Below are 16,861 nucleotides of genomic sequence, written 5' to 3' on the forward strand. Positions count from 1 at the left end.
ATGCATCAGATCATGAAGGCAGCCACATCGGCTGGCCGTGTTGTCCTGGCCACGATGTTTCTGGTCGCCGGCGCCCTGTCCGCTGCGCACGCCCAGTCGGCGAACAACAACAGCCAATACACAATGCAGGAAATCGTCGATGCCGGTCACGGCTTCTTCGGCGAAACCTCGGGCGGCCTTGCCAAGGTCGTCGAACGTGCCTTTGAACGCTACGGCCTGCCGAACGGCTACATTCTCGGGCAGGAAGGCTCAGGCGCGTTCATCGCCGGCCTCACCTATGGCGAAGGCGAGCTCAACACCAAGAATGCCGGACAGCACAGCGTCTTCTGGCAGGGTCCGTCGCTCGGCATCGACTGGGGTGGCCAGGGCAGCCGCGCGATGATGCTCGTCTACAATCTGCCGAGCGTGCCGGCGCTCTACAAGCGCTTCGGCGGCGTCTCCGGCTCGGCCTATGTGGTTGCCGGCGTCGGCATGACGGTGCTGACCGACGAGAACATCGTCGTGGTGCCGATCCGCACCGGCATCGGCGCGCGCCTCGGCGTCAATGTCGGCTACCTCAAGATGACCCAGACCCCCACCTGGAATCCCTTCTAAGACCGTTGCCGGACCTGCCTGTCGCAAAATCCGGCACCATAGACTTGCAGCGCACGAAACGTCATGTTTAGTGCAAGGAAGCGGAAGATGGAGCGCCTGCCGTGCCCTTTGTGGCCGGGCAGGCGGTTCGGTTTCCGGTCCAGTTTCGAAACGGCCAGCTCGTGATCCAATTCTCGCTTCTCTTTGCCCTGGGCTTTCTGACGGCGATCATCATCGGTCTCCTGGTCGCACCGGCGATCCACCGCCGGATCGTGCGTTTCGCCGAGGACCGGCTGAAAGCGACGATGCCGCTCAGCCCTCAGGAGGTGCGCGCGCAAAAGGATGCTGCCCGCGCCGCCTTTGCCGCCGAGAATGCCCGCACGCTTCAGGCCCTGAAGCGCGAACGGGACAAGGGCGTGTCACTGATGCTCACAAATGAGAAGAGCTTGCAGGAAGCCCGTCGCCTCAGTGGCGAAAACGCCGATCTGCACGCCCAGCTGGCCGACATGAACGTTGAGGCGGCAGACATGCGCTCGGCCATCCGCCAGTTCGAACAGCGGCTGGAACGCATGAAGGCGACCCTCGACAGCGTCGAGCGGGACAACGCCGGCAAGGCTGACGAGGTCAGAAAGCGCGACGCCCAGCTCGCCCAGGATGCGGCCCAGACCGACAATCTGCGGATCGATCTGGCTGCGCGCGAGACCGAGGTCGAGCATCTGAAGAGCCGGATTGCCACGCTGCGCGACGAACGCGAAGCCCTGCGCAGCGACTTGAAGACCGAGACCGCCCATGCAAAGGAAATGGAGCTCCGGCTGTCGCGCGACGGGACCCGCCTGCACCGGTTGGAAGACAAGCTTGCGCGCGAAATGGCGACCAGCGCTGATCGCGAGAGCGCGCTCGAAAGGCGCGCCGGGGAAATCGAGAGATTGAAAGCCAAGGTCAAGGACACCAACCAGGAAATGCGTGACGCCGCCAAGGCTCTCCGCGCCGCGGGCGTCGCCTTTCCCCTGCGCCGCGACCGCAAGCCGGCATCCGAACCGGCCGCCAACGGCGCCGCGGAACCGGCCCAATCCGCAGGAGGGGAGCCCGGCTCCATCGTCGCCGCCGACGACCTGCGCAATCGCGCCACCGCCCTTTCGGAGCGCCTGACCAACTCCAAGTCCGCAGCCCATGACGAGGCGCTTCGTGATGAAGTCGCAGCAATCGCCGCGGGCATGGTCGCACTGACGGCGACGAACGAAGGCGCCGCCTCCCCCATCCTCGGCCTGCTCTCGGGCGAGGATGAAGGCACCGGTAACAGGAAGAGCCTGGCAAAGCGCGTCAAGGACATCCTGCCGCGCGAGTAGTGCACGCAGCCGTCGGAATCATCTGCCCTTCCACCAGTGCGAACCGTCAGATCCGGCCGTTGATCAATGCCACCTGGTGCAATGCGATGCCCGCCGCGGTCGACACATTGAGGCTGTCGAGCCCAGGACGCTGGCGGATGCGCGCCGTCTGGATCGCCGTCATCACCGATTGCGGCAGCCCCTCGCCCTCGGTCCCCATCAGAAGCGCCGTGCGCTGCGCCGCCGGGATCGCCCCGATGTCGATCGTTCCCGCCGGCGACAGGCCCCAGATTGCAAAGCCCGCATCCTGCAGCTGCTGCAGCATGACGGCAACGGACCCTTCGCGGGCAAAAGGCACCGTCAGCACGGAACCGACGGAAACGCGGATCGCCTTGCGGTACATCGGATCGCAGCTCGTCTCGTCCATCAGCACCGCATCGACCCCGAAGGCCGCGGCGTTTCGGAAAAGCGCACCCATATTGTCGTGGTTGGAGATGCCGCAGGCCGCCAGCACCAGGCTCGACGCGGGTAGCGACGCGATCAGCGCGTCGCGATCCGGCTCGCCTTCGCGGCGCCCCAGTGCCAGCACGCCGCGATGCATGTTGAAGCCGGCGATCGCGTCGAACACCTGCGCATTCGCCACATAGACCGGCACGTCAGGCGGGAAACGCCGAAGAATGTCGCCAACGCCCTCCAGACGGTTTTCCAGAAGCAGGAGGGCCTCGGCCGCAAAGCCACGGCCGGTCTCGTGCGCGGCAGCCAGCATGCGCAGCACCACGGTGCCTTCGGCGATGAAGCGACCCTGCCGCCCCGTCAGATCGCGCTCCTTGATCGAGACGAAACCGGCGATCCGGGGATCGGCGGGATCGTCGATGCGCAAGACGGGCGGGAGGGCGCCTGGCATGCCGTCAGTTCGTCCGAACGGTAATATCCGCAACGATGCGGCCGGTGCCGATGTCGAAGACGATGGCGCGCGGCTCGGCGCCGGGCAGGTTGCCGTAGAACAGCACCTGCGAGCCCGAAAGCGCGACATTTGTCACGGTGAAGCCTGCGGGCAGCGCGGCAACGGCGTTGAGCGGTGCCTCGCTCGGGACGACGGCAGCGGACGTCTGGGCCGGCGCTTTCTCATCCGTGCGTGTCAGCTTGTAGACAATCGTTCCAAGGACAGCCATAAGCATGACCAACATGACGCCGGCCGAGACGAGCTGCAGCTTCACCATCTTGCGGCGGACATTTTCCATCGCCGGATCTAGCGGCTTGTCTTCCTGGTCGTCGGGCTCGATTGCGGTCATGGCTGGCCTTTTTTCGGATTTTTAGCGGAATGAACGACCCCTTTAAACAAGCAACGGCCAATAGGAAAGTCCTGACGGCGGGCGAGGATGCCGCAGGGCGGCTCGATTCCTTCCTGACGGACGCACTTTCGGGTGAATTCTCCCGCAACCGCATCAAGGCCCTGATCGAACAGGGTGCGGTGTCGGTCAACGGCAGGCCGGTGAGCGAACCGAAAAAGAAGGTACAACCGGGCGACGTTTTCGAGATCGACCTGCCCGAGCCGGAAGATCCCGAGCCGAAGGGCGAGAACATCCCCCTCGACGTGCTCTATGAGGACAGCGACCTGATCGTGCTGTGCAAGCCGGCCGGCCTTGTCGTGCATCCGGGCGCCGGCAACTGGACCGGCACGCTGGTCAACGCCCTGATCCACCATTGCGGCAGCAGCCTGTCGGGCATCGGCGGCGTCAAGCGCCCCGGCATCGTCCATCGCCTCGACAAGGAGACGAGCGGCGTCATGGTCGTCGCCAAGAACGATGCGGCCCATCGCCATCTCTCGGACCAGTTTGCCGACCACGGCCGCACCGGCCCGCTCGAGCGCGCCTACCGGGCGGTCGTCTGGGGGCGGCCACGGCAACTGAAGGGTACGATCGACGCGCCGCTCGGCCGCGCCGGCGACCGGACGAAGCGCGCGGTCAAGCGCGAGGACAGCGACGACGCCCGCGAGGCGATTACCCATTACGAGGTGGTCGAGCGCTATCTCGAAAAGCCCGACGGCACCTCGCTCGCCTCGACCATCGAATGCCACCTGGAAACGGGCCGGACCCACCAGATCCGCGTGCACATGGCTCATATCGGCCACCCGCTGATCGGCGATCCCGAATACGGCGCCGCCTTCAGAACCAAGGCGAACCTTCTGCCGGAGGCCGCCAAAACCGTCGTCAACCAGTTTCACCGCCAGGCGCTGCATGCCTTCATGCTGCAGTTCGAACACCCTTCGACCGGCGAGACCATGCATTTCGAAGCACCGATGCCGGCCGACATGGCAGCGCTGATCGACGCGCTGCGCAGCGGGGAGTGACCGCCCCTTGAAATCCGGCGAAAGAACTCCGATCTAAGGCGAGCCTCTATTCGTGACATTTCCGTCGCTCCGGCGTCACATGCTTGTGAACCGGACTCCTTGAATCATGCTTTCGCCGTACTTATTTTCTACGTTCGTGGGGTCTTGACGAAGACCCACATGCCCGGCTTGCCGACCGGAGGCCGGAGACTAAAAAGGGGGGTGCTTCATATGGCCCGAAACAATTTGCCGTCCATTGCCGCTGGAGAAGGCGGCCTCAATCGTTACCTCGACGAAATTCGCAAGTTCCCGATGCTGGAGCCGCAGGAAGAGTACATGCTCGCCAAGCGGTACCAGGAACATGACGACCGCAAAGCGGCACACAAGCTCGTCACAAGCCACCTTCGCCTCGTCGCCAAGATCGCGATGGGTTATCGCGGCTACGGCCTGCCGATCGGCGAAGTCGTGTCGGAGGGCAACGTCGGCCTGATGCAGGCCGTGAAGAAGTTCGAACCCGATCGCGGCTTCCGTCTCGCCACCTACGCAATGTGGTGGATCAAGGCGGCGATCCAGGAGTACATCCTGCGCTCGTGGTCGCTGGTCAAGATGGGCACGACCGCCAACCAGAAGCGGCTGTTCTTCAACCTGCGCCGCCTCAAGGGCAAGATCCAGGCACTCGATGAGGGTGACCTGAAGCCGGAGCAGGTCAAGGAAATCGCCACCACGCTCAAGGTGAGCGAGGACGAGGTCGTGTCGATGAACCGCCGCCTGTCCGGCGACGCCTCGCTCAATGCGCCGATCAAGGCGAGCGAGGGCGATTCCGGCCAATGGCAGGACTGGCTCGTCGACGATCACGACAACCAGGAAGAAATCCTGATCGAGCAGGACGAGCTCGAAAGCCGCAGGGCGCTGCTGGCAAACGCGATGAAGGTGCTCAACGACCGTGAGCGTCGCATCTTCGAAGCACGCCGTCTGACCGAAGATCCGCTGACGCTTGAGGATCTTTCGGCCGAGTTCGACATCAGCCGCGAGCGCGTCCGACAGATCGAAGTTCGCGCCTTCGAAAAGGTTCAGGATGCCGTGCGCAAGGCAGCGCTGGAGCGCGCCAATTCCTTGCGCGTCGTCGAAGGCGCCTGAGGCGACTGCAGCACTTCAACAGAGCGCGAAAACCAACAAAAAACCCGGCGGTTGCTTCCGCCGGGTTTTCTGTATCTACCGCTCTTATCGAGCTTACTGGCTGTTGCTTTCGGCAGCCGTTCCCGTCGTCGACCAGGCGCGCATCGCCTGGTTGAAGGCATCCGTACCGCTCTGCCCCTTTTCAAGCGTCAGCAGCGCGCGGCGGCCGTTGCGATAGGTGAGCGGAATATCGATCCAGCTGCGGCTGCGCAGCAGTTCGGTGTTGTTGCCGATGGCGTCCGTCGCATCGTTCAGCGCGATCATGTGGAAATCGTCGGTGATCTTGGCCGGAACCGCGATCAAGGCGTCTCCCCGGTCCTGCTCGGTCCGCTTCATCGATACGCGCTGGACGCTGTCGATAGCGCCGCCTTCGAAGTTCGACGGCAGCGAGAACACGAATTCGATGACGTGACTTGCCGGCAGCGACGGATCCGCATTCCGCTTGATCGTCATCAGCGCGGTGAGGCCACGGTCGGGAACGGTGATCTGGGCCTGGATTGCCGGTTCGGGCTTGGCATCGCCGCCAGGCGACTCCTCCTTCACCGTCCATGCCACGGTTCCCGGAACGGCCGTGGGCGAAGACTGGCCAAGGCGCTCCTCGTAGAGGAACATCTTCTCGCCGGTCGCAAGCGCGACTTCAGGCTGGTTCGGCTGGCCCGACGGCTGTCCTGTCGCCGGCGCTCCGGCCTGGCCGGCCGTGCCGCCCTGCCCGGCGGCCGCTTCGACAGGCTTGCCTGCCTCCGTCTGCGGCGCCACGGACTTGCCTTCCTGCGCCGCGCTCTCGCCGGTTGGGTTCGCCGGGCCGTCGTCGGTCTCCGATCCGTCCGCCATCAGGCGCTGCGTGAACTTGGTCGAGCTGTTGTCCGGAGCGACGGTATCGTCGTGCGCAGCCGGTTCCTGCGTGGCGGTTTCGCCAGCGGGCTGCGGCGGCGTGCTTTGTTCTGCCGGCGCTCCGCCGATGTTTGACACCACCGAGGTTATCGACGCCACCATGCCGGAGATCCAGGCATTGCCGGCCTCGCGGTTCTGCCAGTAGGCAAACCCGCCGCCGCCAAGCGCCAGCAGGGCGACACCCGCAATCGCGAGACGCTTAATGCTGAAGCGCGACGGCTTCGGCGTGGCCCGGTAAGATGTCGGCCTCGGCGCCACCGGGGTTGCTTCGCCAGCCCGTTCCGGCTCGCGTGCTGCGGCCGCAGCTCCGGCTCCCGCCGCAGCAGTATTGGCCGCGTCCTCGAAACCGAGCAGGTCATCGATATGATCCCAGGCGGTACCAGCGCGTTCCTGCTGGTTCTGTGCCGCCGGTGCGGCAGTAGCCTGAACTGGCTTTTCGACCGGCCATGACCAGTCGCTGATCTCCGGTTCGGAAGTCTTCTCGGCCCGCCGCTCTTCGATCGCCGCGAAGGGGTCATTGTCGTCAAACGACCAGCCGCGCACCGGGTCCGCCTTCGGCGTCGCCTCAGGCGCATGTTGGTCCGGCTCGGTAACCGGGTGCATCCCCAGGAGCTCGGGCGCGTTATCCGGTTCGTGGGCCTCGGCGGCACGTTCGTCGCTGAGGTGTTCGGCAACCGGGGCGACGGTCGAAGTCGGACCAACGGTCTCCCACTCGGGCAGGTCCCACTCCGAGAGTGCCGGCTTCTGCTCGGCGCTTGCCGCCGGCGCTTCCTCCCAGGCCGGCTCATGCGCGGCATGGTGCAGCGCCTCGACCGACGGGGAAGGCTCCGATGTGTCCTGCGTTTCTGCCACCGGCTCCGAATACTCGGGCGCTTCGTAGGCTGGCGCGTCTTCTTGCGGCTGAGCCACGACGGGACTTTCGTCCAGCGGCGCCGCAACGGCTTCGGCAGGCTCAACGACCGGTTCGTATTCTACCGGCTCGACCGGAGTTTCCTCGGCCAGTTCAGCATGAGGCTCGACGACATGCGTCGGTTCCTCATAAGCCTCGACATGGTGGTAGGGCTCGGCGGCGCTTTCCGGTTCCGCGGCCGGCTGTTCGACCTGTTCGGCAACGGCCACAGGTTCGCTTTCGGCAACCGGCGCAGACTGAGCTTCAGGTTCCGGTTCCGGTTCCGGTTCCGGTTCCGGTTCCGGTTCCGGTTCCGGAACGGGCTCGTCTACTGCAGCGTCCGAGGCAACCGGTTCGACGGTCTCCGCCTCGGCTACCTCCGGCTCGTCGAGCGCCGGCAGGGCCTCGGCATGTTCGCTGTCGACCTCGGCGATCGCATTTTCGAGCTTCGCCAGCTGGCGATTGATCATGTCGTCCGACGGACGCGGGTTCATGTTTTCGAGTTGGCGGCGCACGGCTGCGCGCGCCTTCTCGTATACCCTGTCCCGCATTTCAGGTGTGTTTTCCGACAGGCCGTCAACGGTCCTGCGAATAACTGCAACAAAGTCCGCCATTAGTACTTTCTCATACGCCCAGGTATGTCTTTGCGATCACGACGCAATGTCAGTTCGCCGACACTAGTCCTCAAAGGGGTCCGTCACAAGTATTGTGTCGTCCCGCTCCGGGCTGGTCGAAAGAAGAGCAACCGGTGCACCGATCAGTTCTTCCACCTGGCGGACATACTTGATCGCTTGCGCCGGAAGATCTGCCCAGCTGCGCGCGCCAACCGTCGATTCTTTCCATCCTTCAAGCGTAACATACACTGGCTTTGCCGAAGCTTGCTGCGCCTGGCTTGCCGGCAGATGGTCGATCTGCTGCCCATCCAGAGTATAGCCGATGCAGATCTTCAGTTCGTCGAGACCATCGAGAACGTCGAGCTTGGTAAGCGCGATGCCGGTGATGCCGTTGGCGGCGACCGACTGGCGCACCAGAGCCGCATCGAACCAGCCGCAGCGACGCTTGCGACCCGTGACCGTGCCGAACTCATGGCCCTTCTCGCCGAGGAACTGGCCGATTTCATCGGTAAGCTCGGTCGGGAACGGACCTTCGCCGACACGCGTCGTATAGGCCTTGGTGATGCCGAGGATATAGCCGAGCGAACCGGGACCCATGCCCGAGCCGGCGGCAGCCTGGCCGGCGACCGTGTTCGACGAGGTGACGAACGGATAGGTGCCGTGGTCGATGTCGAGCAGCGTGCCCTGCGCGCCTTCGAACAGGATGCGGGCGCCCTTGCGGCGAGCCTTGTCGAGCAGCACCCAGACGGTGTCCATGAACGGCAGCACCTTGGCGGCGACCGACGAAAGCTCCTGCATGATCGCGTCATGGCTGATCTCGGCTTCGCCGAGGCCGCGGCGCAGCGCGTTGTGGTGCGTCAGCAGGCGATCGACCTTGGCCGGCAGCGTGTCAAGGTCAGCAAGATCCATGACGCGGATGGCGCGACGGCCGACCTTGTCTTCGTAAGCCGGACCGATGCCGCGGCGCGTGGTGCCGATCTTCGTACCGCTGTTGGAGGCGGCGTCCTCGCGGATGCCGTCGAGCTCGCGGTGCAGCGACAGGATCAGGGTGGCATTGTCGGCGATGCGCAGATTGTCCGGCGTGATCGCAATGCCCTGCTTGCCGAGCTTGTCGATTTCGGCGATCAGCGCGTGCGGATCGATCACGACGCCGTTGCCGATGACGGCAAGCTTGCCGGGACGCACGACGCCGGAGGGCAGGAGCGACAGCTTGTAGCTGACGCCGTCGATCACCAGGGTATGGCCGGCATTGTGACCGCCCTGAAAGCGCACGACGATATCCGCGCGCTCGGAGAGCCAATCCACAATCTTGCCTTTGCCTTCGTCACCCCATTGGGAGCCGACCACTACGACATTCGTCATAATTCTCTTCCTGTTCAGGCGCGCAACCGAGGCTGCGCTGTTCTCAAACCCGCGCATCTATACTGTGTTGTCATCTGGAAAGCGACCCCGTTATGTCGGGCGTTCCGCCCTTTTTGCATGACAAGGCCGGGATATAGAGCCTATATCTTCCACTCTCCCGCCATCGCGACAACCGGTCGCCATCCCCATGCAGGTCTGACCATCGTGAATTCCAGGGCCTACTTCTATCTGTGCATCACCGCTCTCTTCTGGGGCGGCAACTCCGTCGCCGGAAAGATGGCCGTTGGCCATGTGAGCCCAATGATGCTGACGACCCTGCGCTGGGTCTTCGCGCTCATCGTCATCCTGGTGCTGATGACGCCGCAGATCCGCCGCGACTGGGACAAGATCCGCAAGCACTGGCTGCAACTTCTTGCCTATGGCGCGATCGGCTTCACCACCTTCAATGCCCTGCTCTACTCTGCGCTCAAATATACGAGCGCCATCAATGCCGTCATTCTGCAGGCCGGCATCCCGATGCTGATCTTTCTCTTCAACTTCGTGCTCTTCCGCACCAAGGCGTCGATCGCCCAAGTGATCGGCTTTACCGTCACCCTCGTCGGCGTGCTGGTGACGGCGGCCCATGGCGACGTCACCAGTCTGCTGTCGCTCGAATTCAACTTCGGCGATGCGCTGATGATCGCGGCCTGCATCGTTTATGCCGGCTACACCGTGGCGCTGCGCTACAAGCCGACCATGCACTGGCAGAGCTTCATCGCCGCCCCCGCCTTCGGCGCGCTGTTGAGCGCCATCCCGCTGTTGTTCTGGGAGATCGGCACAGGCACGGCGATAGTCCCAGATACCACGGGCTGGGTCATCGTTCTCTATGCCGCGATCTTCCCGTCGCTGATGTCGCAGGTGCTTTATGTGCGCGGTGTCGAGATGATCGGCGCCAACCGCGCCGGCCTGTTCATCAACGCCATTCCCGTTTTCGGCACGCTGCTGTCGGTGATGCTGATCGGCGAGACCTTCCACCTCTTCCACCTCGTCGCCCTGCTCTTGGTGCTCGGCGGGATCGCGATCGCCGAAAAAGGTCGCCCGCGCTAGAGAAGTCTCGCGCCTGCCGGGCAAGTTTCGGGCGATGCAATCGCTAGAACTCGGGAGGCGACTTAAGGCTTGATTAGCAGATGGGTGTTTCTGTCGCCGCCAGGATTTTCCTTGGGGCTAAGGCAGTGAAAAATATTAGAATTTCGACACGTATCTACTTATTGACGGCGATGGCGCTGGTCTTCATGGCAGCCGCCATGGCCTACAAGACTCAAGTCGCCAACTCGGAAGTCAGCGACGAGCGCCGGCAGATGCTGCGCAACGTCACCGAAGCGGCGATCTCGACGATCGCAAGCTTCGAGGAGCAGGAGCGCAATGGCACGCTCTCGCATGAGGAAGCCCAGAGCCGCGCTATTTCTGCCGTTATGGCCATGCGCTTCGGCCAGGACGGCTACTTCTTCATCAACGGCTTCGACGGCATGATGATCGCCCACCCGCTCGCCAAGAAGCTCGTCGGCACCGACGTGCGCGCCCTCAAGGATACCAACGGCAAAGCCTTTAACGTCGAGCTCATCGCGTTGGCGCAGAACCCCGGCAGCGGCATCGTCAACTACTATTGGGACAAGCCCGGCCATGAGCAGCCGGTCGAGAAGTACTCCTACATTCAGGGCTTCAAGCCCTGGGGTTGGGGCGTCGGCACCGGTGTCTATGCCGACGATCTCGCCGCCAAGTACAATGCGTCTCTGCTGATGACGATCATCACCACGGCGACCGCCGCGATCGCGACGCTTGCTGCCGCCATGGCGATCGGCCGCTCGATCAGCCGGCCGATCAACCGGCTGAAAGACGTGATGCTCGAAGTATCGAACAACGACACCCGTTCGGAAGTTCCGGATACCGACCGCCGCGACGAGATCGGCCACATGGCCGATGCCCTCGTCGTGTTGCGCGCCTCGGTGATCGAACGCAACGCGCTTGAAGTTCGCCAGCGCGAACAGCAGGTGGCGCTCGACGGCGAGCGCAGCGCCAACGAGGAAATGCAGCAGGCGACCGCCCGCGTGCAGGCCCATGTCGTCAGCACAATCGGCGGTGCGCTCGAGCGGCTGGCGAGCGGCGACCTGACGACCCATGTGCCGGATCTCGGCGCAGACTACGAAAAGCTGCGCCAGGACTTCAACACCGCCGTCGCCGCACTTCGCTCGACGGTGAGCGCGATCGCCGATTCCACCTCAGTTGTCACCGGCAATGCCAATGAGATCAGCAGGGCAGCCAACGACCTGTCGCAGCGCACCGAGCAGCAGGCAGCGTCGCTCGAAGAAACCGCAGCCGCCCTCGACGAGATCACGTCAGCGGTTCAGAACTCCACCAACCGCGCCGAGGAGGCGACCCGCATGGTCGCCGAGGCCCGCAAGGGTGCGGCCACCTCGAGCGAGGTCGTTCGCGACGCGATCACCGCCATGGGCCGCATCGAAAACTCGTCTTCGAAGATTGGCGAGATCATCGGCGTCATCGACGACATCGCCTTCCAGACGAACCTCCTGGCGCTGAACGCCGGCGTCGAGGCGGCACGCGCCGGTGATGCCGGCAAGGGCTTTGCCGTCGTCGCGCAGGAGGTGCGGGAACTGGCGCAGCGTTCGGCAACGGCGGCCAAGGAGATCAAGGGGCTCATTACCGCGTCGGGTGTCGAGGTTTCGGCCGGCGTGCGTCTGGTCGAGGCGACCGGCTCGGCGCTCGGCGACATAGAGCGGCGGGTCAACGAGATCAACGACCGCATCGTCGCCATTGCGACAGCCGCCCGCGAACAGTCGGTCGGGCTGCGGGAGATCAACACCGCCGTCAACCAGATGGACCAGATGACCCAGCAGAACGCCGCCATGGTCGAGCAGACCTCCGCCGCAAGCCAGGCGCTCGCCGGCGAAAGCAACGTGCTATCCGGTCGGCTCGCCCAGTTTACCGTCGAGGAGAAGGTGTGGCGGTCCGCTGCGCAGCGCGCAGCTTGATCCATCCCGAGACGAAAATGGCGCCAATCGGCGCCATTTTCATTCAGACGAGATGCCGCTCCATATAGAGCGCATCATCGCCATAACTTGAAAGCTTCTGCACCAGCCGTTCGTCCATGCGAACCTCGAAGCCCTGTCGCTCCCAGAAGCGGCGGGATCCGTTGACGGAAACGAGCGACATCGACCGGAACCCTTCCGTCCGTGCAACATCGGCAAGCATCGGCAACACGCCGCCCCCTGCCCCGGAGCCACGCATTTCGGGCAGAAGGGCGAGGTCATGGATGTACCAGGTATCGGCGGCCTCAGGGATTTCGCCAAGCATGCTGTTCAGCGACGGCGGCGCACCGCGAAGCCAGGGGTGGCTCAACACATAGCCGCGCGACAGGCCCTTTGAGTCCAGCATGAAACAACCGGCAGGGCTGAGCGCGATGCGGTCGGCGAGCACGGCGTCATCCTCGGGAAAGGCCTGGTGAACCACGAGCTGGATCTCCGATACGGATGCGAGGTCGGGCAGGCTTGCCTCACGCCAGCGGAATGTCATTTCGGTCATTTCTCGTCACATGCGTTCGAAACAGGAAAACGCACCGGCGGTCGGCCGGTGCGTCCTCGATATGTCCCGTGAGTGGGTCGGCAAAGTGGCAGACCGTGCTGCCCCTTGCTGTGGCTGGCATCAATCGATGTTGAAGACCAGCGGCTTTGCCTGGCGAATTGCCGGATTGGCACGCAGCTTGTCAAGCACGGCCTCGGAAACAGCGCCATCGACGTAGAGCAGCGCGATCGCGTCGCCGGCTTCCTTCTCGCGGCCGAGCTGGAAGTTGGCGATGTTGACGCCCGCATCGCCGAGCGTCATGCCGATGAAGCCGATCATGCCGGGAACGTCGGTGTTGGTGATGTAGACCATGTGGTTGCCGACATCCGCATCGAGGTTGATGCCCTTGATCTGGATGAAACGCGGCTTGCCGTCCGAGAACACCGTGCCGGCGACCGAACGTGTCTGGTTCGCCGTCTTCACCGTCAGCTTTATGTAGCCGTCGAAGACGCCGGTCTTGTCACGCTTGACCTCGGACAGGATGATGCCCTTTTCCTTGATCATGACCGGCGCCGAAACCATGTTGACGTCGGCGACCTGCGGCCGGATCAGACCGGCAAGCACGGCACTCGTCAGCGCCTTGGTGTTCATGCCGGCGGTCGAGCCGTCATAGAGGATCTCGATTTCCTTGATCGCGCTTTCGGTCACCTGACCGACGAAGGCGCCGAGAACATCGGCAAGCCGGATGAACGGCTTCAGGATCGGTGCTTCCTCAGCGGTGATCGACGGCATGTTGATGGCGTTGGAGACCGCACCCTTGACCAGATAGTCCGACATCTGTTCGGCCACCTGCAGCGCGACGTTCTCCTGGGCTTCCGTGGTCGAAGCGCCGAGATGCGGCGTGCAGACGACGTTCGGCAGGCCGAAAAGCGGGCTTTCCGTTGCGGGTTCGACCTCGAAAACATCGAAACCGGCGCCGGCGACATGGCCCGACTTGATCGCTTCGGCAAGCGCCTTCTCGTCGACCAGACCACCACGGGCGCAGTTGACGATGCGCACGCCCGGCTTGGCCTTGGCAAGCGCTTCGGCGCTCAGGATGTTGCGGGTCTTGTCGGTCAGCGGCACGTGCAGGGTGATGAAGTCAGCCTGGGCGAGCAGTTCGTCGAGTTCGACCTTGGTGACGCCCATTTCTTCGGCACGCTCCTTGGAGAGGAACGGGTCGTAGGCAAGCACATGCATCTTCAGACCGATGGCGCGCGAGCAGACGATCGAGCCGATGTTGCCGGCGCCGATGACGCCGAGCGTCTTGCCGGTGATTTCGACACCCATGAAGCGGGACTTCTCCCACTTGCCGGCCTGCGTCGAGGTGTCGGCGGCCGGAAGCTGGCGGGCAACGGCAAAGAGCAGCGCAATCGCATGTTCGGCGGTCGTGATCGAGTTGCCGAAGGGCGTGTTCATCACGATGATACCGCGGCGCGAAGCGGCCGGGATGTCGACATTGTCGACGCCGATGCCGGCGCGGCCGATGACCTTGAGGTTGGTCGCAGCGGCGATCAGCTTTTCCGTCGCCTTGGTGGCGGAACGGATGGCAAGACCGTCATAGTTACCGATGATTTCGGCGAGCTTGTCCTTGTCCTTGCCGAGCTTCGGCTGGAAATCGACTTCGACGCCGCGGTCGCGGAAGATCTGGACGGCGGTTTCCGACAGTTCGTCGGATACGAGAACACGAGGTGCCATGGGAGGCCTCCTTAAAGATCAGGTCTGAATGGGAATGCGGGTAGCCAGGCCTCGCTCCCATGGGGAGCGAAGCGGATCACTCAAATCAGTGTGAGATGCGGGCGAAGTTCATTGTCCTCACCCTTTGTCCGATCAGGCCGCGGCCTGTGCCAGCGTTGCCTTCTGGGTCCCGAAAGCCCAGGTCAGCCACGGCATCAGCGCCTTCATGTCGGCGGCCTCGATCGTGGCGCCGGCCCAGATGCGAAGACCGGACGGGGCATCGCGGTAATGGCCGATGTCGAAGGCGACGCCTTCCTTTTCGAGGAGCGCAACCACGCCCTTGGCAAAGGCCGCCTGTCCGTCGGCGTCGAGCGCGAGCACGTCCTTGTCGACGATCTTCAAGCAGACCGAGGTGTTGGAGCGGGTCTCGTCCTTGACCGCCAGGTTTGCGATCCAATCGTTGGCGGCGACGAAATCGAAGATTGCCTGCGCATTGGCATCAGCCCGGGCCATCAGGCCCTTGAGCCCGCCGACCTGCTGCGCCCAAAGCAGCGCATCGATGTAATCTTCGACGCAAAGCATCGACGGCGTGTTGATGGTTTCGCCGGTAAAGATGCCTTCAATCAGCTTTCCGCCCGAGGTCATGCGGAAGATCTTCGGCAGCGGCCAGGCCGGCACGTAGGTCAGCAGCCGTTCGACGGCGCGCGGCGACAAGATGATGACGCCATGGGCGCCCTCGCCGCCAAGAACCTTCTGCCAGGAGAAAGTGACGACGTCGAGCTTGGCGAAATCGAGGTTCTGCGCGAAGGCGGCCGAGGTCGCATCGCAGATCGTCAGGCCCTTGCGGTCAGCCGGGATGAAGTCGCCGTTGGGCACACGCACGCCCGAGGTCGTGCCGTTCCAGGTGAAGACCACGTCGCGGTCGAAATCGACCTTGGAAAGATCGGGAAGTTCGCCGTAACCGGCTTCGAACTTGCGTACGTCGGCGAGCTTCAGCTGCTTGACCACGTCGGTCACCCAGCCGGCGCCAAAGCTTTCCCAGGCGACCATGTCGACGCCGCGCGGACCGAGCAGCGACCAGAGCGCCATTTCGACGGCGCCGGTGTCGGAAGCGGGCACGATACCGATACGGTAGTCGGCCGGCACTTCAAGAATGTCACGGGTAAGATCGATGGCCTGCTTCAGCTTCGTCTTGCCGATCTTGGCGCGGTGCGAACGACCGAGCGGAGCATCGGAGAGAGCGTCGAGCGTCCAACCGGGGCGCTTCGAGCAAGGGCCAGAAGAGAAATGGGTATTGTTCGGACGGAGGTCCGGCTGTGCAGGCTTTGCCATGTGCTATCCTTCCAGATAGATAGCCCTTCGTTGGGGAAGGGTGTCCCGCCGTCGTCGATATTGGCGGCGGGATCGGAAGTCAAGCGCTTTGTCGCAATCGACAAAATTAATGGCGTAGCGGGCAACATATGAAAAGACAGGCGGCCACCGCCGAACGATTGTTGCCAGACAACGCCTTCATGTGGGCAACAGGTTGAATCACTTGGGGAAAGAACGCAGCGAACCTGCTCGACTTTCCCGCGGCCGATGGCGCTAGAACGAGAAGCGCAGGCCCGCTCGGATTTCGTGACGGGAAAGACCATCGTCAAAGTCCTTGCCGCCACGTGCGCCCGCAAGCGCCTCAGTGCCGAAGCCGAACATCTCGCCGTCGGCGATATGGGAGTAGCGGTAGCCGACATCGAGCTTCAGCTGATCGCTGAGGTCGTAGGAAACGCCGGCCATCAGCGCATAGGTGAACCGCCAACTGTCGCGCCCCTCGTAAGAGATGGAGCCGGCCGCTCCGGCGCACGCGCCGCCACCGGCAACGCAGGTCGCCTTTTCAACCGCCGTATCCCAGTTGAGACGCGTCGCGCCGAGACCAGCGCCGACATAAGGCGTGAAGCCGGCAAGCGTGCCGAAATCGACATAGGCATTCGCCATCAGGCCGAAAGCGGAATAGTCGGCCCCGGTCGAAAACGCGCAGGATGTTCCCGCCCCTTGCCCCGCGCACGGGCTTGCCGATGAGGATGAACCGTTGAACCGGCCCTCGAAATACTCCGCCGTCAGGTCAGCGCGGAACGTGTCGGTAAACTGGTAGCCGACGCCAAGCGACCCGGAAAACGGCTTGTCGAAACGGGCGTTGTCGAAGGTGGTGCTGTCGTAGGTCGACGTGCCCGCATCGAAGGTCCGGTAATAGGGATCGCCTTCGCTACGCCAAGGCGCATAGCCGATATCGCCGCGCAGATAGATCGCACTCGCGCCAGCCGATTCTTTTTCGATGGTGATCTCCGGCGCATTCAGGAGATCCTCATCGGCAGCGAATGCCGCGCCGGAAAGGAGCAGGCCGGCACCAAAAGCGGCCCCGCAGAACCCGTTTCGCCAATCCATGCCCATGCCCTTT

General features: G+C 63.6%; 14 protein-coding genes. 6 read left to right on the forward strand and 8 right to left on the reverse strand.

All coding sequences use genetic code 11. The features are described 5' to 3' along the window. Positions 1-594, forward strand: coding sequence for a DUF1134 domain-containing protein (locus tag IB263_RS19090; protein WP_082572792.1), 594 nt, complete (start codon positions 1-3; stop codon positions 592-594). Between the two features lie 161 nt (positions 595-755). After that, complete coding sequence (locus IB263_RS19095) at positions 756-1,919, forward strand: hypothetical protein (RefSeq protein ID WP_192438934.1); 1,164 nt, start codon at positions 756-758, stop codon at positions 1,917-1,919. Between the two features lie 46 nt (positions 1,920-1,965). Here IB263_RS19095 and IB263_RS19100 read toward each other — a convergent pair whose 3' ends face one another. Then, entirely contained in the window at positions 1,966-2,802 is an 837-nt protein-coding gene (locus tag IB263_RS19100; RefSeq protein WP_034806450.1) for an RNA methyltransferase, read from the reverse strand. A 4-nt stretch (positions 2,803-2,806) separates the two neighbouring features. Continuing rightward, positions 2,807-3,190 (reverse strand): hypothetical protein, encoded by a 384-nt coding sequence (locus IB263_RS19105; protein ID WP_034806447.1) that lies wholly within the window; start codon positions 3,188-3,190, stop codon positions 2,807-2,809. Between the two features lie 29 nt (positions 3,191-3,219). Here IB263_RS19105 and IB263_RS19110 point away from each other — a divergent pair, with 29 nt between their 5' ends. Beyond that, positions 3,220-4,248: an RluA family pseudouridine synthase gene (locus IB263_RS19110; RefSeq protein WP_113295077.1), complete on the forward strand. Its 1,029-nt coding sequence runs from the start codon at positions 3,220-3,222 to the stop codon at positions 4,246-4,248. 210 nt (positions 4,249-4,458) lie between these two features. Further along, complete coding sequence (rpoH, locus tag IB263_RS19115; RefSeq protein WP_034806441.1) at positions 4,459-5,364, forward strand: RNA polymerase sigma factor RpoH; 906 nt, start codon at positions 4,459-4,461, stop codon at positions 5,362-5,364. A 93-nt stretch (positions 5,365-5,457) separates the two neighbouring features. Here rpoH and IB263_RS19120 read toward each other — a convergent pair whose 3' ends face one another. Further along, positions 5,458-7,797: a hypothetical protein gene (locus tag IB263_RS19120; RefSeq protein WP_192438864.1), complete on the reverse strand. Its 2,340-nt coding sequence runs from the start codon at positions 7,795-7,797 to the stop codon at positions 5,458-5,460. Between the two features lie 63 nt (positions 7,798-7,860). Continuing rightward, positions 7,861-9,159, reverse strand: coding sequence for an adenylosuccinate synthase (locus IB263_RS19125; RefSeq protein ID WP_034806437.1), 1,299 nt, complete (start codon positions 9,157-9,159; stop codon positions 7,861-7,863). Between the two features lie 204 nt (positions 9,160-9,363). Between IB263_RS19125 and IB263_RS19130 the strand changes: the two genes are divergently transcribed. Continuing rightward, positions 9,364-10,245: a DMT family transporter gene (locus IB263_RS19130; protein WP_034806435.1), complete on the forward strand. Its 882-nt coding sequence runs from the start codon at positions 9,364-9,366 to the stop codon at positions 10,243-10,245. 125 nt (positions 10,246-10,370) lie between these two features. Beyond that, positions 10,371-12,185: a methyl-accepting chemotaxis protein gene (locus IB263_RS19135; RefSeq protein ID WP_192438865.1), complete on the forward strand. Its 1,815-nt coding sequence runs from the start codon at positions 10,371-10,373 to the stop codon at positions 12,183-12,185. 43 nt (positions 12,186-12,228) lie between these two features. On the opposite strand, the gene IB263_RS19140 is transcribed toward IB263_RS19135, so the two are convergent. The 4 genes from IB263_RS19140 to IB263_RS19155 form a co-directional block, all read right to left on the reverse strand. Next, entirely contained in the window at positions 12,229-12,735 is a 507-nt protein-coding gene (locus IB263_RS19140) for an N-acetyltransferase (protein WP_060518566.1), read from the reverse strand. 120 nt (positions 12,736-12,855) lie between these two features. Next, the gene (gene serA / locus IB263_RS19145) at positions 12,856-14,451 is read right to left on the reverse strand and encodes a phosphoglycerate dehydrogenase (RefSeq protein ID WP_034806426.1); all 1,596 of its coding nucleotides are present in this window, start codon (positions 14,449-14,451) and stop codon (positions 12,856-12,858) included. A gap of 132 nt (positions 14,452-14,583) precedes the next feature. After that, positions 14,584-15,762, reverse strand: coding sequence for a phosphoserine transaminase (locus IB263_RS19150; protein WP_192438866.1), 1,179 nt, complete (start codon positions 15,760-15,762; stop codon positions 14,584-14,586). A 252-nt stretch (positions 15,763-16,014) separates the two neighbouring features. Beyond that, entirely contained in the window at positions 16,015-16,848 is an 834-nt protein-coding gene (locus IB263_RS19155) for an outer membrane protein (RefSeq protein WP_192438867.1), read from the reverse strand. Positions 16,849-16,861: the final 13 nt, after the last annotated feature.

It is taken from the genome of Ensifer sp. ENS03 (genome assembly GCF_014852035.1).
Taxonomy (GTDB): Bacteria; Pseudomonadota; Alphaproteobacteria; order Rhizobiales; family Rhizobiaceae; genus Ensifer; species Ensifer adhaerens.